Raw genomic sequence first — 22453 nt, forward strand, 5'->3', positions numbered from 1 at the left:
GACCCGGGGCCGGTTACTGGATGCCGCGGAGGGGAAGTCCCGCCTTGCGATAGATGTCGTCGATGACCGTCATGTTGGCGACGGAGTCCGCCGGCGGGGTAAGCGGCGGAGTGCCCTGCTCCACCGCCGCCACGAAGGCACGCAGCTGGCAGGTGTACGTCGCCTCGCCCGCGACGCGCTCGCGGCGCCGCCGGCCGTCGACGGTCACGGTCATCCGGTGGAAGAGCTGCGGGGCGATGAAGTTCGTGATGCGCAGCGACCCGCGTTCGCCGTCGACCCGCGCGGCGATCTTGAGCAGGTTTCCCGACCACATGGAGGCGTGGATCCGCCCGGTCGCGCCGGTGGGGAAGCGCAGGTCGGCGGCCATCGCCCGATCGACGCCCGGCGATCGCAGCAGGGCCGCCGCGCTCACGACCGAGGGCTCGCCCGGCCCGAGCGTACGCAGGCAGTGCACCGCGTAGCAGCCCGCGTCCATGAGCGCGCCACCGCCGAGCTCCAGCGAGTAGCGGATGTCGGAGAAATTGGGGAGTGGAAAGCACATCCATGTCTCGACATGCCGGACCTCGCCGAGTTCGGTGGCGACGATCTCCAGAGCCCGTTCCATCAGCGGGTGATACCGGTAGTGGAAGGCCTCCATGACCACCACGCCGGACTTCGCGGCGGCGTCCGCGACGGACCGCGCCTCGGCGGCGTTGGAGGTGAACGGCTTCTCGGCGAGCACGTGCTTGCCCGCCTCGATCGCCTTGAGCGTCCACTCGGCGTGCAGGGCGTTCGGCAGCGGGTTGTAGATGGCGTCCAGGGAGGAGTCGGCGATCACTTGCTCGTAGGAGTCGTGGACGAGCGGGATGCCGTGCTTGGCCGCGAACTTCCCGGCCCGCGACCGATCCCGGGCGGCCACCGCCGCCACCTCGACCTCGGGCACGGCGCGGGCGGGCTTGACGAGCGCCATGGGGGTGATGCGAGCTGCGCCGAGCGTCCCGATTCGCATGATCGCATGATGCCAGACCGGCGGGCCGTGTGTCGCTTTGCCCGGGCTTGACAGCCGATCTGTTGGAGTGGACGGGGTTACCTCGCGCGTGGAGGAGCGAGGCGCGTTCGTTCAGGACACAGGACGTTCAGGACACAGGGCGTTCAGGAAAGGAGCGGCGTGGAAAGGATCATCTCGGCCGCGACGCGGTTGTTCGCGGCCCTCGGATACGACGCGACGACGATGGGGCAGATCGCCGAGGCCGCCGACCTGGACATCGATACCGTCATGGAACTCGCCGGTTCGAAGCGGGAGCTCTATCTGGCGGTGATGGGGCGCGGGTACACCGCGCAGAAGACCCTGTTGGAGCACGCACTCGCACGTTTGGACGAGTCGGGAGCGCCGCAGCTGGCGGCGAGTGTCCACGCCCTGGTCGACGACTACCTGAACTTCTGCCTCGACAACCCCGACATCTCCGCGCTGCTGATGCACCGCTGGCTGGGCGACGCAGCCGATCTGCAGAACCTGGAGCAGATCTACAACGAGCCGTTGGTCCATGCGGTCTACAGCAAGTTCAACAGCGCCGCCGAGGCGGGCCTCATGGACTCCGAGGCCGACGTGGAGCTCTGTGTGCGAGCGATCGCCTGGTCCGTCATCATTTTCGTGCGCTACGCCACGATGAGCACGCCTCTTTCCAGCTTCTCCGAAGGCCAAAGGAGCGTGGACCGCTTCCGCACCCACCTGCACCGGATCACCACCCGGATGCTCGGCTTGTCGCCCCCGAGCACGACTTCCTGACTCCCCATCAGGGGCCTGGTTCCGGCCGACGCGAGATTCCGGAATCACCACCAAGCGCGCCGAAGAATGCGCCTTACATGGGGGATCGCTCCGCGCGATGATGCCGCGCGGAGCGACCGTTGTGCGTGGGTCGGTGCCGGTGGGTCAGTGGTTGTTGTGATCCCACCAACCGTTGTCGTGGTGGTGATCCCACCAATGGCCGTGACCGTGACCGCCCATGCCGCCACCGCCGCCGCCGCTCTTGCACCACTGCTTGGACCAGTGGCCGTGGCTCCAGCAGTACTTGCACCAGTTGTGGTGGCTGTCCCACTTCCACTTGCACTTCTTGGCCACACTCTGCGGCGTGCCCACGAGCTGGGCGGTGGGCGGGCAGGCGCTCGCGGCGCTGGCGGCCTGCGTGGTGGCCGTTCCGGTGACGATGACGGTGGACGCCGCCAGGGCGGCGCTGAGAAGCAGACGCTTGAGCACCAGAGATCACTCCCTGAATGACGATCGTTCCCCCGATGATGATGGGGATCGGATGAGAGCGCCGGATTCGGTTTCCCCGGGATACGCCGATACGGCATGAACATATCCCACCATAATCGCGGCGAGCGGTCCGGTCTCCCGGCGACAGGCAAAACCTCATTTCACAACATGCCTCTACATAATACGAATGCGCCAGATATGTCGGGAAATTCGGCATTGCGTGCGGGGAGGCACCTCAAAGCATCGCGCCGGGAATTCATCGTCTTCACTGGAGAGGCGGTCGGCGCTTCCCCTGGCTCTTCAACGACACACCAGGAAAATGGTAAATGACGGAAAAGGTGATTGCCTGGCGCTCGCCCACGAGCGGTTCTCCCAGACCGGCCGCCCGCGCCACCGCATCGACGGGACCTCCCGGGGAGTGGGCGTCCGCGTACCATGTACGACGGGTTCGCGGCATATGGTGGGCTTTTACTGCGGAATCGGGCCGGTCGGAGTGGTGGTGAGCGGCGAGGGTTGGCTTCGTGTACCGATCGGCTCCGGGTCTCGTCGTTGGCGCACGGTCGGCACCAGCCGGAACATCCTCGCGGTGGCGCGTACGGTCACCTCGGCGAGCCGGCTGCTGGACGTGCTGCCGCTGTTCCGTTCGGACCCTCGTGTCCAGGTGCTGTTCACCGTCGCCGCGGGTTCGGCGTTCGACGACGGGATCGGCGACTATCTGCGGGACGTCGAGGCACGTGTCGTCTCCTGGGCGCAGGCCGTGGACACGCCGTTCGACCTGGCCGTCTCCGCCAGCGCCAACGGCGACCTGCACCGGCTGAGGGCCCCGCTGCTGCTGGTCCCGCACGGCGCCGGGCACAACCGGCTGCTCCCGTCCGCGGGCGGCGTCTCGGGTCTCGCCCGGCGCCAGCTGGTGCACGACGGCCGGCTCGTACCGGCGGCCATCGCCCTGCCGCACCACGAGCAGCTGACCCGGTTGGCGGGCGAATGCCCGGAGGCGGTGCCTCTGGCCGTGGTGACCGGCGATCCGTGCTTCGACCGGATCCTGGCGAACGCCGCGCGGCGCGACCGCTACCGGCGCGCCCTCAGCACCGGTGACCGCAAGCTGGTGCTGATCAGCTCCACCTGGGGCGAACACTCCCTGCTCGGCGCCAACGACGACCTGGTCGCGCGCCTGACGGCCGAGCTGCCGGTGGACGAGTATCAGGTGGTCCTGGCCGCGCATCCGAACGTCTGGTACGGCCACGGCGGTCTGCAGGTCCGGCTGTGGCTGGGGGACGCCCTCGACACCGGCCTGGTGCTGCTCCCTCCCCGGCAGGGCTGGCAGGCGGCGCTCCTGGCGGCGGACGTGGTCGTGGGCGATCACGGGTCGGTCACCTTCTATGGCGCCGCGCTGGGCCGCCCGACCCTTCTGGCCTCGTCCGGTCGCGAGGCCGAGGAGCTCGATCCGGCCTCCCCCACGGCCGCGCTGTCCCGGGCGCTGCCCCGCCTCGACCCGCGGCGGGATCTGCTGGGGCAGATCGAGCGGATCATGGAGACGTACCGGCCGGGTGCCTATGACGAGATCACCGAGCGGACGCTGGGCGAGTCCGGCCGGGCGGGCACGTTGTTACGGCACGTCGCGTACCGGCTGATGGACCTCGAACCCGGACCCGAGCCCGCCGCCACCGCGCTGCCCGATCCCTTGGGGGAGCGTGGCGAGGTGCTCTCGTTCCTGGTCGAAGCCGAGGTCCAGGACGGCACCGTGTCCCTGCGCCGCTTCCCCGTGACCGGCGCGGACCTTGTGACCGGCGAGGGAGACCGCGTACGAGATCCGCATCTCGTCGTGGACGCCGAGGAGCCGGACCGGCGGCGGCTGGAGACCGCGGCCATCATCGTCCGAGGCGACCCGGCCGACGGCTGGGCGGCGGAGACCCTGCGGCGCTACCCCGGCTGTCTCATGGCGGCCGAGGTGGCCGGTGCGCGGCGGGTCCGCCTGGCGCTACGAGACGGGCGGCGGCTCGACGTCACCGCATCCGCCGGAGCGCGCGGCGACCTCGACCCCCGGTGCCTGCCGTCCGCGGTGTACGGCTGGCTGGTCAACGGCGACGGCCCCTTGACCACTGTCCGGGTCGGCGACCGGGAAGCGGCCATCGACCTCGCTTAACCGCCGCCCAGGCGGGCGCGGAGTTCCTCGGCCTTGGGCAGGTTGCCGGAGGCGAGGCAGACCGCGATGGCCTGCCGCAGATAGACCTCGGCGTCCCTGTGATCGAGGTCGGCCAGCAGCTCCAGGGCACGCGTCTGCTTGGTCGGAATGCGGCGCTCGCGCATGATGTCCGCGGCGATCCGCGCCGAGTGCAGCGCCTGCGCGGAGTGGCCGAGCTCGCGGTGGGCCGCACCCAGAACGAGGTGGATCTTCCCCTGGCTGAGCTCGTCACCAGCCGAGATCATGAGAGCCAAGGCCGGATCGAAGGCGGCGATCGCCGCTTCGTGCCGACCAGCGCGGCTGTGGACCAGGCCGAGATGGTAGCTCTGCAGGCCGATCCCCCGGGTGTTGCCCAGCCCCTCGTGGATGGCCAGCGCGGCGGCGAAGTGGGCGGCGGCATCCTCCATCAGCTCCCGGGCCTGACCGAGCGGCTCGAGGGCGGCCGCTTGGGCCAGGGCGGCCTGGCCGAGCGACTCCAGGACGACCGCCTCCATCCTCGGGTCATCCGCCTCGCGGGCCGCCTGATGCGCGTGGACCAGCTCGGCCTGGGCCTGGTCGGTCTCGCCGAGCTCCAGGTGGGCGCGGGCCACCTGATTCCGCATCCTGGCCTCCACGGCGCGGTCGCCGACACGCAGCGCCGCGGCCACGCCCAGCCGGTTGGTCTCGATCCAGTCCGCGTAGTGCTTGCGCTCGTGATAGAGCGGCCACAGGGCCTCGGCCAGCTGCCAGACCAGCTCGTCCCATTCACCCGCCGCAACCGCGCGCAGCAGCGCGAGCACGTTGGGGCGCTCCTTCTCCAGCCAGTCGAGGGCCGCGCCGGGCGTGGCGAACGGCAGGCCGACGGCCGACAACCGCTCCCGATGGTCGGCCAGGCGCAGCCGGGGACCCATGGCGGCGTCGGCGGCGGCCACCTGCCCCAGGTACCACTCCGCCACTCGCCGCAGCGCGGCTTCCCGCGCCTCGGGCGGGTCCTCGCGCCGCGCGCACCGGGCCGCGTGCAGCCGGACCAGGTCATGGAAGCGGTAGGTGTCGTCGTCGAGCTCTTCGACGAGACTCGCGTCGAGCAGCAGGTCCAGCGCGTGGTCTGGCTCGCTCTCCAGGACGGCCCGCGCCACCCCGGCCGAGAAGCCGGGGCCGGGCAGCGTGCCCAGCAGGCGGTAGAGCCGGGCCGCCTGCTCCGGCAGCCCGGTGTACGCGGAGTCGAAAACCGCTTCGACGATCGCTCTGCCCTCCGTCATCAGGTGGTCCAGCCGTCGTTCGGCGTCCCGCAGCTCGCCGACCAGCCGGTCGACCGTCCACGTAGGCCGTTGGACCAGCCGCGCCCCGGCCACCCGCAGGGCGATCGGCAGGCCGCCGCACAGCCGTACGAGCTCGCTCACCCGCTCCCGCTCGGCGGCGACCCGGTCCTCGCCGAGCATGCCCGAGAGGAGTCGTACCCCCTCCTCGTCCTGGAGCGGCGCGACCCTGACCGGCCGCGCCCCCGCGACCAGCAGCTCGCCGAGCTGGTGGTGGCTGGTCACGACGACCGCGCTCGCGGCGGAGGCGGGGAACAGCGGCGTCACCTCGGCGGCGTGCTCGGCGTCGTCCAGCAGCACGAGCAGCCGCAGGTCGGCCGTCATGGAGCGGAACATGGCCGCCCGTTCCGGCAGCTCCGCCGGGATCCACTCCTCGTGGACGCCGAACGCGCGCAGGAACCCGCCGAGGACGTCGCTGACCTCGGTGCCGCCCCGGTGCCGCAGCGCGCCGAAGTCGGCGTACAGCTGGCCGTCACTGAACCGCTCGTGGACCTGGTGCGCCCAGCGGCGGCTGACCGCGCTCTTGCCGACTCCCTTGAGGCCGCTGACCACCGCGATCGCGGGCCCCTCCTCAAGGAGAAGCAGGCAGTCGAGCAGCGCCAGCTCCGTGGTCCGGTTGACGAAGCCGGGTGGCGCGGCGGGCAGCTGCCGGGGGATCCGTACGGGCGGCGGAGGCGTGGCGCCTATGGTCACGGACCCTATGTCCCTGGCCTGCACCACCCCGCCGGACACCTGTCCGGACACCTCGTTGCGTATATCAGCGTCGTTCGCCTGCCCAGCGCTCTCCGGCCCAGCCACGGTTCAGTAGTGTTCCGGCCGCACTGGATCGTGGCAAGCGGAGCGCTAGTCTGAAAGAACGTCCTGACGAAAAGAGCTGCGATGGATCCGAGCGTCATTCCCGCGCTGGCGGCGGTCATCTCCGCAATAGTCGGCGGCGCCGCGGGCGAAGCCGGCAAGAATGCCTGGACCTCTTTGACGGGCCTCGTACGCCGACGTTTCGGCGACGACGCCGTGGCCGCCATCGAAACAGCGCAGACCCCGGAGGAAACCGCCAAAAGCCTGGTCGAACGCGCCCAGGAAGACGCTGAATTCGGACAGAACCTCACGTCGTGGACCACGGAGACGGCCCGGCTCGTCCAGACCAAGCACGACGTGTCCAACACGATCAGCGGCGACGCCCGGATCACCGGCCCAGTGCTCCAAGCGGGTGACATTTTCGGGTCGATCAATTTCGGCAAATCCAGTTAAGGCTGAAAGGTCCGCCCGATACCGCCATTCCAGCGGTTAAGTGCCTGATTTGTACGAGTCCTTCCGTTCCCGTCCATAGACCAACCGCCTACGCGCGGATACGTTGCACGTATCCCGATATGACGACACCCCCAAACCCTTGGGAGGACTCTCGCATGTGCGGAATCGCCGGATGGGTGGACTTCAGCCGCGACCTGGCCAGTGAACACGGCACCGCCCAGGCCATGACCGAGACCATGAGCTGCCGCGGCCCGGACGATCGGGGCCTGTGGCTGTCACCGCACGCCATACTCGGCAACCGGCGGCTCGCGGTCATCGACGTCGAGGGCGGCCACATGCCCATGACGGCCGAGGGCCCGGTCGTCATCACCTACAGCGGGGAGATCTACAACTTCGTCGAGCTGCGGGCCGAACTGGCGGCCAAGGGGCACCGCTTCCGCACCAGGAGCGACACCGAGGTCGTGCTCCACGGCTATCTCGAATGGGGCGCGGGCGTCGCCGACCGGCTCAACGGCATGTACGCCTTCGCCATCTGGGACGACCACGCCCAGGAGCTCCTGCTGGTGCGCGACCGCCTGGGCGTCAAACCGCTCTACTATTACCCGCTGCGCGACGGCGTACTGTTCGGCTCCGAGCCGAAGGCGATCCTCGCCAACCCGCTGGTCGAGCCGGTGGTGGACACCGACGGCCTGCGCGAGCTGCTCACCTTGGGCAGGAGCCCGGAGCGGGCCGTCTTCAAGGGCATGCGCGAGCTGCGCCCCGGCCACCTGCTGCGGGTACGCCGGGAAGGGCCGGCCATCCGCCGCTACTGGGCACTGGAGCCGCGCGAGCACACCGACGACCTCGACGTCACCGTCAGCACGATTCGCGCCCTGCTCGAGGACATCGTGGGCCGCCAGCTCATCTCGGACGTGCCCTTGTGCAGCCTGCTGTCGGGCGGCCTGGACTCCAGCACGATCACCGCGATGGCCCGAAAGCACGGGCAGATCCGGTCCTTCGCCGTGGACTTCGCCGGATACGCCGAGCAGTTCCAGCCCGACGAGCTGCGCGGTGATCCGGACGCGCCGTTCGTACAGGAGCTCGCGCGCTACGTCGAATCCGACCACACCGACATCATGCTCGACACCGCGGAGCTGACCGACCCGCGCCTGCGCTCGTCGGTGGTGCGTGCCTTCGACATCCCGAACTTCCTCGGTGACATGAACGGCTCCCTGTACATGCTGTTCAGGGCGATCCGCGAGCACTCCACCGTGGCCCTGTCCGGAGAGTCGGCCGATGAGCTGTTCGGTGGCTACGCGTGGTTCCACCTGCCACAGGCGGTCGAGGCCGACACCTTCCCGTGGCTCGCGATGGTCATGCGTGACCACGATCCGGCCGATCTGCTCGACAAGGCGCTGTTCGACCGGCTCGACCTGCCGTCGTACACCGCCGACACTTACCGGAGCGCGCTGGCCGAGGTGCCGTACCTTCCTGGTCAGAACGCCCTCGAACGGCGGATGCGGGAGGTCTGCTACCTGCACCTGACCCGGTTCCTGCCGGTCCTGCTGGACCGCAAGGACCGGTTGAGCATGGCGGTCGGCCTGGAGGTCCGCGTGCCGTTCTGCGACCACCGGCTGGTCGAGTACGTCTTCAACACGCCGTGGGCGATGAAGACCTTCGACGGCCGGGAGAAGAGCCTGCTCCGCGCCGCCGCCGGCGACCTGGTGCCCGAGTCGATCCTGCGGCGGGTCAAGAGCCCTTACCCGGCGACCCAGGACGTCGCCTACGAGCAGGCGCTCCGCGACACGTTGAGCGACCTCGTCCGCGCCGGGAAGGCGCCGGTCCTGCCGCTGCTCGACGCGGCGGGCGTCAGGGAGCTCACCGTGGCCCCGGTCGGCAAGACGACCACGACGATGTCGAGGATGAGCCTGGAGCTGGCCCTGGACCTGAACGTCTGGCTCGAGTCCTACGGCGTCCGCCTTGACCTGTAGCCCGGCTCGCCTCTAGCCCAGCCGTACGGTGATCGTCTTCGAGCTGCCGCCCCGGTCCGACAGCCGCCCCCAGCGGAGGGTGAGCCGCGCGCCCGTCGTGGCGCTCACCAGGAGCGGATGGGCGCGCAGCACCCGGGTCACCGGCCGGTCCCAGGTCACGGTCAGCTCGCTCAGGTCGCGCCGGGGATCCGACACGGTCAGCGTGGCCGTGCCGTCGCCGCGCTCCTTGACGAGGACCGCGCACGGAGCGGAGGCGGTCAGGCCGCCGACCGCTCCGGCGTTCCAGAAGTTGACGGCGGTCAGGCCGAGCGACGGCACCTGGACCCCCTGCTGGCGCGCGGTGTTGGCCAGGACGCGTAACCAGGTCGGGTCGGTGGCGCGGGCGCGGGTCCGCGCCGGGGTCGCGCCCGGGAGGAGCACGTAGAAGTAACCGGCCGCGTCCGGGTCTGTCCCGTGGTCGAGCCAGAGGGTCACATAGCTCCGGGTCACCGAGCCGGCGGCGCGGTTGTCGCGCAGCGTGCGCAGGAGGCCGTGGAAGACGTAGCCGCCGTGGCCCGCCAGGTGCGCCCAGCCCGCCTTCTGGTCGAGGGTGAGGAGCGCGCCGGTCCGGCGGTTGTCCACGATGGTCTCGACCGGCACACCGTCCCGCCCGGTGATCCCGGCTCCCAGGCAGATCACGGCGTCGTCGAGGAAGAACCACGACTTGAACGCCTCCATCGTGCTCTGGAGGCCGTTCAGGTGCTGGCCGACCGTCGCGTACCTGCCGTCGGTGGCGCCGCCCACCCAGCGGCCCGGCGGGCAGGTGTCACCCCACGCCGCGCCGGCGCCGTCGGCCAGCCGCTTGGTGGAGACGGTCGTGCCCGGCAGCCGGTAGGGGTCGACGGTGGCCCAGAAGGAGTCGGAGTACTGGTCGCCGTGGCCCTTGGCCCACCAGTAGAGCATTCCCGAGCCGGTGTGCCAGCCGCGTAGGTTCTCGCCGTTGCCGTGCTCGTAGTGGCCGATCCGGTAGGAGGCCATGCTGAGCCCCGCGCACCAGCCCGGCCCCCGGTGGACGGCGCGGGCGCTCATCGGCAGCAGCCTGTGCCCAGCCGGTTCCGGCGCGGCGGGGATCGTCTCGTCGTCCAGGATCGCGGCCAGGCGGGCGTGGAACCCGAGGTCGGCCTCTTCGAGCATCGGCTGGACCGTGTCACGTACCGCCCAGCCCTTGACCATGCCCTGCCAGCGGGTCCGGGTCGCGACGGGCGCCGAGTCCCCGAGCAGCAGGATCGCCGAGGCGATCAGCCGCCCCCTCCTGTGGTCGCCGTACGGATCCCGGCCGATCCCCCGCCCGCTGACCAGGTCCATGCAGAAGCCGTCATGGACGAACGGCGCGAATGACCGCTCGACCATGTCGAAGAGATTCGGGGCGGCGAGCTCCCACGGAGTGCCGCGCAGCACCGCGAACAGCGTCGCGAGGCCGGACAGCATCACCATTCCGTATCCGCCCTGGTAGGGGATGGTGGTGTGCTGGATGAACGAGCCGTCCCGGTAGAAGCCGTCGCCCTCGGTGACGTACGGGAAGATCGGGTCCAGCGCCGAGACGGCCAGCGCGGCCTTGTCCGCGTCGGATCTGAGGATGGCCCGCAGCAGCGTCACCGTGCACAGGTCGACCCGGTTGGCTCCGGTGCTGTTGCCGCTGTAGTCCTCCAGGCGCCATTCGGGCACGAAGTGGTCCACGGCCTCGCTCAGCGCCCGGCTCTGCTGGTCCGTCAGGTGCGGGCCGATCAGCAGGGCCACGTCGAGGAGCCGCTTCGGGGTGCCGATCTGCCAGGGCCACCAGTTGCCGACCGGGCGGGCGCCCGCCGCGTACACCTGCCGCCGGTAGTGGTCGAGGCCGGTGGCGACGGCCGCGGCCAGGCTCGCGTCGCCGGTCAGGCCGGTCCCGGGTAAGGCGTACGCGCGGGCCATGGCCTGCAGCCGCACCGGGGTCTGGACGAAGGACGGAAATGCCAGGCCGGGCCAGAGCGACGTGCCGGTCGGCGCCATGGTGTCCCGGTAGCCGGCCGCCGTGCTGCCCAGTAGTAAGAGCCTGGTCCGGTACGGCTCCGCGGTCGCGTCGAACCCCGCGCCCGCCGTCACGTCGCGCCACCGGCGGCGCAGGAGGGCGAAGTCCGCCGGGTCGGCTGATCCCCGCGCGGCGGGGACCAGCCCACCGGCCACGGCGGCACCGCCGAGCCGCAGGAACAACCGCCTGGAGTACTCGTTCACGCAGGGATCAGTGGCCCGAGACGATCTGGATGAGCTGGGTGGCGGCGGAGAAGTCGGCGGTCAGCCGGTTCTTGGTCACCGCGAACGCGAGGCCGCCGGCTGTGTCCCCGTACGCGAAGCTCCCGCCCGCACCGCCCATCCCGAACGCGCTCATGACCGGCTCTTCAACCCCCGGCAGGCCGATGGAGAACCCCAGCCCCCACGAGGAATGATTACCGAAGACCTGGTCGACGCCCTCGGCCGTGACAGCCGTGACCTCGCGCAGCCGCTCCGGAGAGATCAGCCGCACACCGGGGACGTCGCCCATGAGCGCGGCGTACACGCGCGCGATGGCGCGGGCCGAGGTCTTGCCACCCGCCGGGATGTCGGCCGCCAGAATGTCGGCCCGGTTGCCCAGAGCGGCTGAGGGGAACGTGGCCGGCGGGCCCGCCCTGAACATCGGCGAGTCCGCCGGCATCCCCGCCATCATGTCCGCGGCGCCCTCCTGGTCCTCCAGCACGGCCAGGCGGCCGTGCTCGGCGGCCGGCATGCCGAAGTAGAGCTCGTCGGCCACGCCCAGCGGCCCGGTGACCTCCTCCCGCAGCACCTGCGAGATGGGCTTGCCGGTCGCCCGGCGAACGATCTCACCGATGAGGTAGCCGAAGGTGTAGCCGTGATAACCGACCGCGGTGCCCGGCTCCCACCACGGCTCGGCGTCGGCGAGCGCCGCGCACATCTTGTCCCAGTCGCACAGGTCCGCCACCGTGGTGTCCGCGGGCAGGCCCGGCACACCGGCCGCGTGGGTCAGCACGTGCCGGACGGTCACCGTGCCCTTCCCGTGCGCGGCGAACTCCGGCCACAGCTCGGCCACGCGCGTGTCGTACGAGAAGGCGCCGCGCTCGGCGAGCACGTGTGCCACCGTCGCGGTCGCCGCCTTCCCGATCGAATAGTTGTAGAACACGGTGCCCGGCGTCACCTGCCGTCCGGTCGCCGGATCGGCCACTCCGGCGACCGCGTCCACCAGCTGCTCGCCGTGCAGGTAGACGGCCACCTGCACGCCACGCTCCGCCCCGGACTCGACCATCCGGTCGATGGCCCGCTGGACCTGCTGCTGGATGTCGCTCATCACCGCGCCCCTCCCCTGCTGCTCTCGCTGTCGCGGGTGTAGACAGGCTAGCGGCCGGAAACTCATCGGGAAGGGCGACAACGGCTTGTCAGGCGGCCGGCGAGCGGCTGTCAGGCGGCCGGGGCGCGCCGCCTGAGGCTCACCAGACCCAGGCCGCCGCCCAGGAGCCCGACGATGATGCCCGCCACGCCCATGACCCGGGCGGTGCCGTCGGACGCTGGCGACGAGGCGGACTGCTTCATCACGGATACCGTCTGCTGCGCGGCGGGCGGAGCCGCCGTGGTCATGGCCATCCCGGCGTGTTCCCCGCCGGACGCCGCCGCCACCAGTTTGAGCGTGGGCAGCGGGTGCTCCGCCTCCTTGCCGTCGCTCTTGGGCGCGTCCGCCCACTTGACGACCTCGCCGCCGGTGTAGGTCTGCTCGGTCGGGAAGGCGATCTCGTCCACGTCCTTGGGCAGGGGCCCGACCGACACCTCGAACTCCTGGAACTGTCCCGGCTCGATCTTGCCGCCGGTCCACGTGACCTTCAGGACGGATTCGGTGACCTTGTCCCCGTCGTCGGCGACCACGGGCTCGGGTAGCTTGCCCTCGGTCATCTCGGCCTTCCAGCCGGGCACCGGCTTGACCGAGACGAAGGGCAGGGGGTGGTCGGTGGGGAAGGTGACGACGAGTTTGGTGGTCGAGGCATCGTCACGCTCGTTGGGCACCCGGAAGGCGAGCTTGGTCCAGCCGCCCTTCTCCGCGGTCCCGGGGTTGATCGTGACATGGGCGAGGGCGGGGATCGCGAGGCCCACCGTGAGGGCCAGGGCTGCCGCGGCTACTGTGCCGATTCGGCGGTAAATCATGGGAGTCTCCACTTCGTTTTCGGAAATGCCGGACACGACGCGCTCGACTGCTCGCGTCGTTGGGGGGTCAGGCAGAACGAAGTGGTGGGCCGCGCCGTACGACCGCGTACCGCAACATGCGCTCGCGCGGCCGGTCGAGAACGAGATCCGCGGCCACGGGGGCGGCGGGCGGCCAGAGAGGGCCGGCGACAGGCGTGAGGATCCGTACGGCGCGCGAGGCGAGCCGGCGCAGCAACGACCAGAGGGCGGCCTCACCGCCGGCCAGCCACCACGCGGTCAGCAGCGTGGCGACGGCGTGACACAGGAACATACCGGGCCAGGTGCTCTGGCCATGAACACCGGTCAGGTGCGGGGACTCGCCCGTCGAGGCGAACAGCACGTGCAGGCCCACCTGCGCCGTGCCGAGCAGCCCGACGATCAGCGGCTGGGATCGCTCCCGGCCGGCCATCGCGGTGGCCGCGACCAGCACGACGGCGCCCGCGCCCGCGACCATGCCCGGCCCTGGGGCGTTGCCGCCCGCCAGCCAGTGCCCGATGGCGGACAGGGCCACGCAGACGACCGTGAACGAGGCCGACCGCGCAAGACGCATCGGCAGCCTGGCGCGCGTCGCGCCCACCTGCCGCCGCGAGTCCTGTGTACGGGTCACGATCAGGCCTGGTGCTCCTTGATCTCCGCGATCTGGGCGGTCTGCTCGGAGACGAGCCGGGTCGCCATCTCGATCGTGGGACCGTGCTTCCCGCCGCTCTGGGCGGACGTGGCCATCATGACGCCGTGGTCGAGGTGCTGCGAGATCAGCGACAGCCAGAGCTTGTCGAAGGCCTTACCGGACTTCGGCGTCAGCTGGGCGACCTGGTCGGCGACGCCCTTGGCGTCCTCGGCCGGTACGGCCACCTGCCAGGACTTCAGCCACGACGACATCTTCTCGATGTCGGCCTTCTCGTTGGTCTCCAGCTTCTGGCTCAGTTCGCGTACGTACGGCGTGTCCGTGCGCTTCGCGACCAGCTCGGCCAGCTGGATGGTCTGCCGGTGATGAGTGATCATCTCCTGGCTGAAGGTGACGTCCTGCTGGTCGTAGGCGGCCATGGCGGCGGGCGCTCCCGCCGCCGACGCGGCACACCCACCGGCCAGTGTCGCGCAGAGCAGGGCGCCGACGATCGTGGTCCAACGCATGCTTCCCCTTGGGGGTGTGGGGATGGGTCACGTGGAGATACGCGGTGCGCCGGATAACAGTTCAACAACAGGCCGGTCGGCGCGTCACTCACGAGATGGCCTGGAGTGACGCGCTCGCCGGCGCTGCCGTACCAGGTATTCGCAGCCGACCTCCGGATGGATGGGCGACGGTGGACGGGTGGCGATCGTCAGGTAGTGGGCACCGCGCGGTGACCGTGCCGCGCGGTGTCGGGGGTCAGGTGGCGGGCAGGTTCACCAGGAACAACGGCCGGGTGGTCGGCTGGGCGGAGCCGCCGGCCGGTTCGACGGTGACGCCGAGCTTGGCCACCCCGGGTCCCGGCGCGGCGATCACCGGCTGCGTGCGGCCGGCGGCGTCGGCGCTGAGCAGCCCGGCCGACCTGATCCGCCCAGGGGCCAGCTGCCAGAGCTGATAGACCTGGCCTTCCGGCAGATCGGCCAGCCCGGCGGCCAGGAACACCATCTTGCCCCGCGAGCGTGACACGACCACCGTGCCGCGACCGCCCTGCTTGGCCGCGGCCGTGGCGATGCGGGAGTCCGGCGCGGTCAGCACCGCGGCGACCTCCTGGTTCATCCGACGTACCTGGTCCAGCTCGTCACGGGCCTGCAAGGTGCCGACACCGAACACGACGGCCGCCGCCAGGCAGGCCGCGACGCCCACGCCCGCCACCAGCGGCCGCCACCGCAGCCACGGCCGAGGCCGCCGGGACCGCCCCTGGGGGCGACGCCCAGCTCCATGCTCGGAGCGCCGCGGTGTCCCCCAGCTGTCTTCCTGGGCGGGTACGGCGACGGTCGGCGGGACCTGCCGGACCTGGTCGATCTGGGCGAATACCCGCTCCTTGAGGCCGGGCGGCGGCTCGACGGCCACGGCGGAACCCAGCCGGGCCGCGGTCTCGGCGAACGCGGCGACCTCCAGCGCGCACTCGGCGCACCCGGTCAGATGGTCCTCGAAGTGACGCCGCTCCAGCTCGTCGTCGACGGCGTCCAGCGCGTACGCGCCGACCAGCGTGTGCGGATCGGGCCCGCCGGTCATGCCTCTCATCGCTCCACCCCCAGGCAGTCGCGCAGCCGGATCAGCCCGTCGCGCATCCTGGTCTTCACCGTCGCGAGCGGGACTTTCACCAGCTCAGCGACCTCACGATAGGAATATCCGCCGTAATAGGCGATGGTGACCGACTCGCGCTGCAACGCGGTCAGGCCCTGCAGGCAGCGGCGCAGGCGCTCGCGTTCGAGCCGGGTCTCAACGGATTCGGCGACCTCGTCGAAGGGCCGGTGCACGTCCATCCGGGCGGCCCGCTCCTCGCGATCCATGCTCGCCTGAGCCGAACGGACCCGGTCGATCGCCCGGCGATGCGCGATCGTCAGCACCCAGGCCATCCCCGAGCCCCGGCCCGACTGGAAGCGCGCGGCGTTGCGCCACACCTCCACCAGGACCTCCTGAGCCACCTCCTCGCTCTGGGCCCGGTCCCGGAGCACCCGCAGCACGAGCCCGAACACGCGCGGCGCCACGACCTCGTACAGCCGCTCGAACGCCGCCCTGTCCCCCCGCGCGACGTCCTCCAGCAACTCCTCGACCCCGGGGACCCGCTCACCTCCCCAGCCCGGCTCACGTCGCGTTTCGACGCGACCCGAGGCACGTCCTGTCTCGCCACGGCCCGAGGTACGCCCCGTCTCGCCGCGGCCCGGCGACGCGCGCCGGGCGTCAAAACCGCCCGACCCACTTCCCGCCTCACCAGGACCCGACGACCCATACCGGGCCTCGAAATTCCCCGGCCCGCGGCCCTCGCCGCGACTCGATGGCCCATACCGGGCTTCGAACCCTCCCGACGCACGTCCCGGTTCGATGCGGCCCGACGTGGGTCCCGGTTCGATGCGGCCCGGTTCGCGTCCCGCTTCCATGCACCCTCCCGCCGTGGCCGACGTAGCGGCGGCCACAGGTGGTTCGGATCAGAGAGCGCGATGGATGTCCTGGAGCTCCTACGGCTTTCGCGCGACCCCGCACACCGCGCTCACCAGCTTGGACGGCTCGTCCCACGCGTCGCTGGGTCGCCGCCACTGAGGAGTGGGTACGACGCCGGGCTCGACAAGCTCAAGCCCCTCGAAGAAGGTGGCCATCTGGGCGGGACTGCGCAGGTGATAGGAGTTGGCGGCCGCCTTGTTGTAGGCGCTGACGGCGTCCATCAGGGCCGGGTTGGTGTTGGTGCCGTCGCTGAGCACGAGGTAGCTGCCCGGCGATAACGCGGCCATCAGCCGGTCGACGATCCCCCACGGGTCGTCCTCGTCGGGCACCTGCCCGGCGATGCTCAGCATCACCAGGGCGATCGGCTGACTGAAGTCAAGAGTCTTGGCCGCGCCTTGGAGGATGACGTCGGGGTTGCGTACGTCGGCGTCGATGTACGCGGTGACGCCCGGCTCGGTGCTGGTCAGCAGGGCACGGGCGTGGACGAGCACGATGGGATCGTTGTCGACGTAGACGACCCGGGTCTCGGGAGCGGTGCGCTGGGCGACCTCGTGGATGTTGTTGGCCGTCGGCAATCCGGTCCCGATGTCCAGAAATTGCCGGACTCCGACCTCTTCCACCAGGTACGTGACCGCGCGGATGAGGAACTCCCGCTGCAGCCGCGCAACTTCGGCGAAGTCAGGAAATGTCCGAAGCAGCAGCTCACCGGCCTCGCGGTCGGGCGCGAAGTGGTCCTTGCCGCCCAGCAGATAGTTCCACACGCGGGCTGAATGGGGGATGGTCGTGTCAATGCGTTCCCATGCGGACTGGCCGGTGGGGCTGTCATCGCTCATGACACTCCATTCCTGAGGTTGACCGCGGCCCCCGGCCACGCTCGTCCAAGAGCCACTTTAGTGGTCTCTTCGGGCATAACGCGTACGAGATTTCGGCCAGCAACCGCCTCGACCACACGAGGTCCATATCCCCCTCAGTCCCGGCGGGTCTGGAGGGGGGTGGTCGCGGTCGCCACGGCTTAGTCTCTGCGGGTCTGGAGGGGGGCGGTCGCGGTCGCCACGGCTTAGTCTCTGCGGGTCTGGAGGTGGGCGGTCGCGGTCGCCACGGCCACGGTCTTGCCGTCGGGCGCGATGAGCTCGCCGGACAGGAAACACACCTCCCTGCCGCGCCGCACCACCCGCCCCCGGCCGATGAGCCGCCCCGGCCGCGCCGGGCGAAGGTATTGGACGTGCAGGTCGAGGGTGACCGCGAACTGGTCTTCCGGCAGCGTCGCGACCAGCGCCGGCCCCAGTGTGTCGTCGAGCATCGCGGCGAGAAAACCGCCCTGGATCACCCCGACGGGATTGACGAACCGCTCGCTCGCCTCGAACGCCACCTCGATGGTCCCCCGCTCGGGATCCACCTCGATCAGCTGCCAGCCCAGAGTCTCGGCCGCGGCCGGCGGCGGGACCCGCCCGGCCAGCACATCCCAGAACGGCCCGCGCCTGCGCGGTTCGGTGTCCATGAACACAGTGAACAGACCCGCACCGACAGTTCCGCCGCTGTTCTGCCACAGTCCCATGGTCGGCAGCTCGAACAAGCCATCCGACACCCCGAACAGGCTGTCCGGCAGCTCGAACAAACCATCCGACACCCCGAACAGGCTGTCCGGCAGCTCGAACGAACCGTCCGACACCTCGAACAAGCCGTCCGGCAGCTTGAAAGCAGCGCGCATCACGCCGTGGGCGACTACCGGCACGTCGCCGGTCACGGGCTGCCCTCGGTCACGGCGCCGGTGGCCGCGGTCGGCAGCCCGAAAGCAGCGCACATCACGCCATCAGCGGCTGCCACCAGCACGTCGTCGATCATGGTGCTGCCGTCGGCGAAGTGGGCGCAACGCAAGCCCGATGCCCACAACCGATGCCCCCAAGCACCGATGCCCACAAACCGGGAAAACCGCCCATTTCCCGGCCGATCAGGAAAGTTGGGGAAGTTTGCCAGGTAAGGGAGCGGAGGGGGTTAGCGCTTTGGGCGGATTTTGTCGAGGTTTTGGGTGATTAGCGGCTCCCGAGTGGCGAGCGCGCGTGCCACATCCCGTAGCTGCTTGGCCCGATGCACCTGGGCCCGCCAGTCCGTGCCCGAGGCCCGATGGGCCATCTCCACCTCGACCTCCTCCACCCGATAGCCCTTGCGCAGCAGGTCGATCGTCAGCGCAGTCTCCACGCCGAACCCGTGCGCCAGCGGCCGGGCGGCCTCGAAGGCGTCTCTGGTGATGCAGCGCTGGCCGTTGAGCGGCTGAGCGGGCTCGAAGCCGGTGGCCCTGCGGATGCCGTCCCTGGACAGGCGGACGACCAGGCCGTGGCCGCCCAGCTTGACGCGGGTGACGAAGACCGCGATGGTCATGTCGGCCTTGCCGGCACGCACCGGTTCGATCAGCGGAGAGGCGGCCCGGGCGGTGTCGCCCAGGTCGGCGTCCAGGAAGAGTAAGTGGTGCGGCGTCTCACCGTCGAGCAGGCGCACGGCTTCGGCGCCCGACTCCATGGCCGCCGCCTTGCCGCGGTTGCGGCTGTGCCGGACCACCCTGGCCCCCGCCGCCCGCGCCACCCGGCCGGTCTGGTCGGTCGAGCCGTCGTCGACGACCACGACCAGATCGACGCCGGGCAGCGCGAGGGCCGCTGTGACCGTGGCACCGATGCGGTCGGCCTCGTCCTTGGCCGGGACGATGACCGCCGTATCCTTCATGACCCCTCGGAGATGAGGAACTCCTGCGGCACCTCGTCATGCACGGTGAAGACCGAATCGAGACCGGTGACCTGCAGAATCTTGCGTACGGCCGGCCGTGGGGCGGCGACGTCGAGCGCCCCGCCCTGCTCCTTGACGCGTTTCAGCGCGGACAGCAAGACGTTCATCCCCGTGGAGTCGCAGAAATCCACGCCGGACATGTCGATGACCACGCGGCTGGGCCCGTCCTGCAGCAGCCGAGCGAACTCCGCCTGCAGGTGGGGTGCCGTATAGAGGTCGATTTCACCGGTGATGGCGACTAGCGCATGGCCGGCATGTGATCGAGTCGAGACCTTGAGCTCCACATGGGCAGGCTAGCGGCGCGGAGGCTTCCGGTCACGTTGTCACGCCGATAGGGCAACCTCAGGATTTTGTCCTCCGTTTGGACTCCATGAAAACAGAGAGTACGCGAAGCTTGACTGTGTGACACCGGCATGGCCGGAGAGGGGGGCGGCCCGGCACCTCGCTTCTGGTCACTACTTCACTTGAGAAGGAGGGGCCGGGCGAGACCCACGGGCCCGAGCATTCATGAGAACAGAGAAACCCGAAGACCCGCACCGACGACGGCTCCGCGAACGACTGGAAGCCATCCTCATCCGCACAGAGAAGGCCACCTCGTGGCATGACAGAGTGGGGCGCCTGCGTAGCCTGATCAATCACGAAGGCTTCGTCCCCGTACACACGAAACTCGCCGGCGAAGACCTCGACTTCCTCGCCGACGCCCGCGACGACCTGCTCAGATTCTCCGAGCTCGGGCTGCGGCTGTTCGACCTCCACCAGCCGCGCGACGCGGGCGGCATCACGAGCGACGCCGAGCACCCCATCCTGCGGTGCCGGAGTTGCATGTGGCGCTGGCCGTGCCCGACGTTCCGCGCGATGTCGGAGTCGTTCGGCGCCGGCCACGACAGCGCGCTCCCGGAGTCCGGTTGAGGTCCCGACCTGAGCCGTTCCGGAGTCCGGTTGAATAACCCGACCTGAGCGACCTGACGGGCGCGCTATCCCGAGACCAGCGGCAGCCGGATCTCGAAGCGGCAGCCCGGCCCGTCGTTGACCACACCGATCACCCCGTCGTGCGCCTCCACGATGCCCTGCGCGATCGCCAGGCCGAGCCCGGCCCCGCCGTCTTTGGTCGGGGTCCGGGCCGCCTCGCCCCTGAAGGCCACCTCGAACACCCGGTGCAGGTCCTCGTCGGGGATCCCCCCACAGCAGTCGCTGACCGACAGGCACGCCATGCCCGAGTCGACCGCCGCCCGCAACACGACCGTGCGGTCCGACGGCGTGTGCCTGATCGCGTTCACGACGAGGTTGCCCAGCGCCCGGCTCAGCGCGTTCGGGTCCGCCCGCACGGGGACCGCCTCGGCCGCCTCGGCGGTCAGTCGCACCCCCTTGGCGCGGGCCAGTGGCTCGGCCCCGGCGAGCGTGTCGGCGACCAGGTCGGCGAGCCCGATCCGGGCAGGGGTGAGCCGCAACGCCCCGGCGTGGATCCGCGACAGCTCGAACAGGTCGTCGACCATCGCCGACAGCCGCTCCACCTCCAGCTTGATCTGGCCGTGATAGCGCGCGACGGTCCAGCGGTCGGACACCACGCCGTCTTCGAGCGCCTCGGCCATCGCCCGCAGCCCGGCGAGCGGGGTACGCAGGTCGTGGCTCACCCAGGCGACCAGCTCCCGCCGTGCCCCTTCCAGGGCGCGCTCCCGCTCGTACGCCTCCTCCAGCGTGTTCGCGATCGTCTGCAGCTCCGACGGCAGCCCCTTGGGCGCGGTGAACGGCAGGTCGCGTACGGCCGCCACCAGCCGCCTGCTCTCCCCCACGACCCGCCTGGCCAGCACGAACGCCACCCCCAGCCCGACCAGCCCGCCGACGGCCACCACGCTGAGCACGATGTCCCTGACCGCACCCTCGATGATCATCTTGTACGTGATCGCCACCACGCCGGCCAGCGTCGCCGCGATCGCGACCACCATGACGACGGCCAGCATGACCCCGATCGAGCGGGTACGCAGCCACCACATGGCGGACACGCCGAGGATCCCCACCAGCAGCCCCAGCCCCGCCGTGACCGCCACGATCATCCCCAGATCGCTCATCACCGCGGGATGGGGAGTCATGGCGCACCGTCGAGTGGCTCATCCCCATGTGGGTCGCTAGCGATATGCGGGTCACCGGTGGGTTCGAGCGGTTCGTACCGGTACCCCACGCCCCAGACCGTGACGATCCGCCGCGGCGCGGTCGGATCCGGCTCGATCTTCTCCCGTAGCCGCCGGACGTGCACGGTCACCGTGGAGGAGTCCCCGAACGACCATCCCCACACCTGGTTGAGCAGCGCCGACCGGCTGAACGCCTGCCGGGGATTGCGCACGAGGTAGGCCAGCAGGTCGAACTCGCGGGCGGTGAGCAGCACCTCGGCCCCGCCCAGCCGTACCTCATGGGCCCCGACGTCGACCACCAGGTCGCCGTCACGCAGCACGCCCGTGCCGCCCGTGACCGAGGCGCCGCGGGCGCGGCGCAGCACCGACTGGACGCGCAGCGCCAGCTCACGCGGGCTGAAGGGCTTGGTCACGTAGTCGTCGGCGCCGGTTTCGAGCCCGACCACGCGGTCGATCTCCTCGCCGAGCGCGGTCAGCATGATCACCGGGACCGGCCAGCGCTCCCTGAGCTTCCTGCACACCTGCAGCCCGTCGATCTTCGGCAGCATCAGGTCGAGCACCATCAGATCCGGCGGGCTGGCCAGCGCCCGCCGCAGCGCCTCGGCGCCGTCGCCCACGCACTCGACCTCGTGCCCGTCGCGCTCCAGATATCGCGCCACCACTTCGGCCACGGTCGGGTCGTCGTCGACCACCAGGATGCGCGTGTTCACCCTTTCACCGTACGGCGGGAGCGTGCCGAATCGACACTTACGTCATTGCTTCGTAAGCCTCGCGGATCATGCTCGCAGGACGTACGGTGGGCGCATGAGTCGCGTCGTCATGCTCGTACTGGGGGCCCTCCTGGCCCTCTTCGTGCTGTTCAATTTCGTGATCCCCATGATCATGGGCCTGCTCAAGGTCGCCCTCATCATCGGTGTGGTCGCCCTTCTGGTGTTCATCGCCGTCACCTTGGTCGGGAAGTCGTCCTCGTCACGGTGACGCTTTTCCTGTTCGATCCCTGGCTCATCGGCGTGACCATGGTGGCGATTCTGCTGCTCGCCACCTGGGCCGCCCGGCTGTTGCCCGCCATCGGCGGCGACGCGCCCGGCTTTCCGCTGATGTACGCCCGGCGCACGGCCTTCCAGCGCCAGCGCCATCCCGCGGCGGCAGGCCGGCCACGGCCACGAGCTCCGTCATCGCGCCCCGCTTCCGGCTGAGCGGGGCTCTCTTCAGTGAGCCCTGATCCATCTCTCTTTGATTGAAGGGCTCATGTTCGACTCTTTCGTGTCATTTCTGCTGG

23 protein-coding genes are annotated in these 22453 nt (G+C 70.3%); 7 read left to right on the forward strand and 16 right to left on the reverse strand.

Annotated features, from left to right (window positions below; genetic code table 11):
- Nucleotides 1–13: 13 nt before the first annotated feature.
- Nucleotides 14–988 carry a Gfo/Idh/MocA family oxidoreductase gene (locus AB0J16_RS02900; RefSeq protein WP_358533984.1) on the reverse strand — a complete coding sequence of 325 codons (975 nt, stop codon included), beginning with the start codon at nt 986–988 and terminating at the stop codon, nt 14–16.
- 159 nt (nt 989–1147) lie between these two features.
- Between AB0J16_RS02900 and AB0J16_RS02905 the strand changes: the two genes are divergently transcribed.
- A complete protein-coding gene (locus tag AB0J16_RS02905) occupies nt 1148–1765 on the forward strand; it encodes a TetR/AcrR family transcriptional regulator (protein WP_358533987.1) in 618 nt (205 codons plus the stop codon).
- Nucleotides 1766–1909: 144 nt separating this feature from the next.
- Here AB0J16_RS02905 and AB0J16_RS02910 read toward each other — a convergent pair whose 3' ends face one another.
- The gene (locus AB0J16_RS02910) at nt 1910–2233 is read right to left on the reverse strand and encodes a hypothetical protein (protein WP_358533990.1); all 324 of its coding nucleotides are present in this window, start codon (nt 2231–2233) and stop codon (nt 1910–1912) included.
- A 586-nt stretch (nt 2234–2819) separates the two neighbouring features.
- Between AB0J16_RS02910 and AB0J16_RS02915 the strand changes: the two genes are divergently transcribed.
- A complete protein-coding gene (locus tag AB0J16_RS02915) occupies nt 2820–4376 on the forward strand; it encodes a hypothetical protein (protein ID WP_358533993.1) in 1557 nt (518 codons plus the stop codon).
- On the opposite strand, the gene AB0J16_RS02920 is transcribed toward AB0J16_RS02915, so the two are convergent.
- Nucleotides 4373–6508 carry a tetratricopeptide repeat protein gene (locus AB0J16_RS02920; RefSeq protein WP_358533996.1) on the reverse strand — a complete coding sequence of 712 codons (2136 nt, stop codon included), beginning with the start codon at nt 6506–6508 and terminating at the stop codon, nt 4373–4375. The two genes, AB0J16_RS02915 and AB0J16_RS02920, sit on opposite strands and share 4 nt — an antisense overlap.
- Nucleotides 6509–6589: 81 nt before the next feature.
- Between AB0J16_RS02920 and AB0J16_RS02925 the strand changes: the two genes are divergently transcribed.
- Nucleotides 6590–6958, forward strand: a complete 369-nt coding sequence (locus AB0J16_RS02925; protein ID WP_357938432.1) for a hypothetical protein — start codon at nt 6590–6592, stop codon at nt 6956–6958.
- Between the two features lie 155 nt (nt 6959–7113).
- Nucleotides 7114–8928, forward strand: a complete 1815-nt coding sequence (gene asnB, locus AB0J16_RS02930) for an asparagine synthase (glutamine-hydrolyzing) (RefSeq protein ID WP_358533999.1) — start codon at nt 7114–7116, stop codon at nt 8926–8928.
- A gap of 12 nt (nt 8929–8940) precedes the next feature.
- Here the strand turns inward: asnB and AB0J16_RS02935 are convergent, their stop codons facing one another.
- The 11 genes from AB0J16_RS02935 to AB0J16_RS02985 form a co-directional block, all read right to left on the reverse strand.
- Nucleotides 8941–11175, reverse strand: coding sequence for a polysaccharide lyase 8 family protein (locus AB0J16_RS02935; RefSeq protein WP_358534002.1), 2235 nt, complete (start codon nt 11173–11175; stop codon nt 8941–8943).
- 7 nt (nt 11176–11182) lie between these two features.
- The gene (locus tag AB0J16_RS02940) at nt 11183–12280 is read right to left on the reverse strand and encodes a serine hydrolase domain-containing protein (RefSeq protein WP_358534005.1); all 1098 of its coding nucleotides are present in this window, start codon (nt 12278–12280) and stop codon (nt 11183–11185) included.
- Between the two features lie 110 nt (nt 12281–12390).
- A complete protein-coding gene (locus AB0J16_RS02945) occupies nt 12391–13125 on the reverse strand; it encodes a YcnI family protein (RefSeq protein ID WP_358534008.1) in 735 nt (244 codons plus the stop codon).
- A 67-nt stretch (nt 13126–13192) separates the two neighbouring features.
- Entirely contained in the window at nt 13193–13771 is a 579-nt protein-coding gene (locus tag AB0J16_RS02950) for an MFS transporter (RefSeq protein WP_358534011.1), read from the reverse strand.
- Between the two features lie 2 nt (nt 13772–13773).
- Nucleotides 13774–14295: a DUF305 domain-containing protein gene (locus AB0J16_RS02955; protein WP_358534014.1), complete on the reverse strand. Its 522-nt coding sequence runs from the start codon at nt 14293–14295 to the stop codon at nt 13774–13776.
- Between the two features lie 235 nt (nt 14296–14530).
- Entirely contained in the window at nt 14531–15355 is an 825-nt protein-coding gene (locus tag AB0J16_RS02960) for an anti-sigma factor (RefSeq protein WP_358534017.1), read from the reverse strand.
- Nucleotides 15352–15879, reverse strand: a complete 528-nt coding sequence (gene sigK, locus AB0J16_RS02965) for an ECF RNA polymerase sigma factor SigK (protein ID WP_357938417.1) — start codon at nt 15877–15879, stop codon at nt 15352–15354. Before sigK ends, AB0J16_RS02960 begins: the two co-directional genes overlap by 4 nt.
- Before the next feature lie 411 nt (nt 15880–16290).
- A complete protein-coding gene (locus AB0J16_RS02970) occupies nt 16291–17106 on the reverse strand; it encodes an SAM-dependent methyltransferase (RefSeq protein ID WP_358534020.1) in 816 nt (271 codons plus the stop codon).
- Nucleotides 17107–17330: 224 nt separating this feature from the next.
- Entirely contained in the window at nt 17331–18017 is a 687-nt protein-coding gene (locus tag AB0J16_RS02975) for a PaaI family thioesterase (protein WP_358534023.1), read from the reverse strand.
- Nucleotides 18018–18265: 248 nt separating this feature from the next.
- Nucleotides 18266–18988 (reverse strand): glycosyltransferase family 2 protein, encoded by a 723-nt coding sequence (locus tag AB0J16_RS02980; RefSeq protein WP_358534026.1) that lies wholly within the window; start codon nt 18986–18988, stop codon nt 18266–18268.
- Nucleotides 18985–19332 carry an STAS domain-containing protein gene (locus AB0J16_RS02985; RefSeq protein WP_214635395.1) on the reverse strand — a complete coding sequence of 116 codons (348 nt, stop codon included), beginning with the start codon at nt 19330–19332 and terminating at the stop codon, nt 18985–18987. The genes AB0J16_RS02980 and AB0J16_RS02985 overlap by 4 nt, the downstream gene beginning before the upstream one ends.
- Before the next feature lie 223 nt (nt 19333–19555).
- Between AB0J16_RS02985 and AB0J16_RS02990 the strand changes: the two genes are divergently transcribed.
- Nucleotides 19556–19957 (forward strand): hypothetical protein, encoded by a 402-nt coding sequence (locus tag AB0J16_RS02990; RefSeq protein WP_357938409.1) that lies wholly within the window; start codon nt 19556–19558, stop codon nt 19955–19957.
- Between the two features lie 65 nt (nt 19958–20022).
- Here AB0J16_RS02990 and AB0J16_RS02995 read toward each other — a convergent pair whose 3' ends face one another.
- Together AB0J16_RS02995 and AB0J16_RS03000 are read right to left on the reverse strand one after the other, a co-directional pair.
- Nucleotides 20023–21135 carry a HAMP domain-containing sensor histidine kinase gene (locus AB0J16_RS02995; protein WP_358534029.1) on the reverse strand — a complete coding sequence of 371 codons (1113 nt, stop codon included), beginning with the start codon at nt 21133–21135 and terminating at the stop codon, nt 20023–20025.
- Entirely contained in the window at nt 21132–21884 is a 753-nt protein-coding gene (locus AB0J16_RS03000) for a response regulator transcription factor (RefSeq protein WP_358534032.1), read from the reverse strand. Before AB0J16_RS03000 ends, AB0J16_RS02995 begins: the two co-directional genes overlap by 4 nt.
- A 94-nt stretch (nt 21885–21978) precedes the next feature.
- Between AB0J16_RS03000 and AB0J16_RS03005 the strand changes: the two genes are divergently transcribed.
- Nucleotides 21979–22152 (forward strand): hypothetical protein, encoded by a 174-nt coding sequence (locus AB0J16_RS03005; RefSeq protein WP_358430709.1) that lies wholly within the window; start codon nt 21979–21981, stop codon nt 22150–22152.
- Nucleotides 22149–22370, forward strand: coding sequence for a DUF6412 domain-containing protein (locus AB0J16_RS03010; RefSeq protein WP_357938401.1), 222 nt, complete (start codon nt 22149–22151; stop codon nt 22368–22370). Before AB0J16_RS03005 ends, AB0J16_RS03010 begins: the two co-directional genes overlap by 4 nt.
- Nucleotides 22371–22453 lie beyond the last annotated feature (83 nt).

The organism is Nonomuraea sp. NPDC049750, assembly GCF_040659625.1.
In the GTDB taxonomy this organism is placed as follows: domain Bacteria; phylum Actinomycetota; class Actinomycetes; order Streptosporangiales; family Streptosporangiaceae; genus Nonomuraea.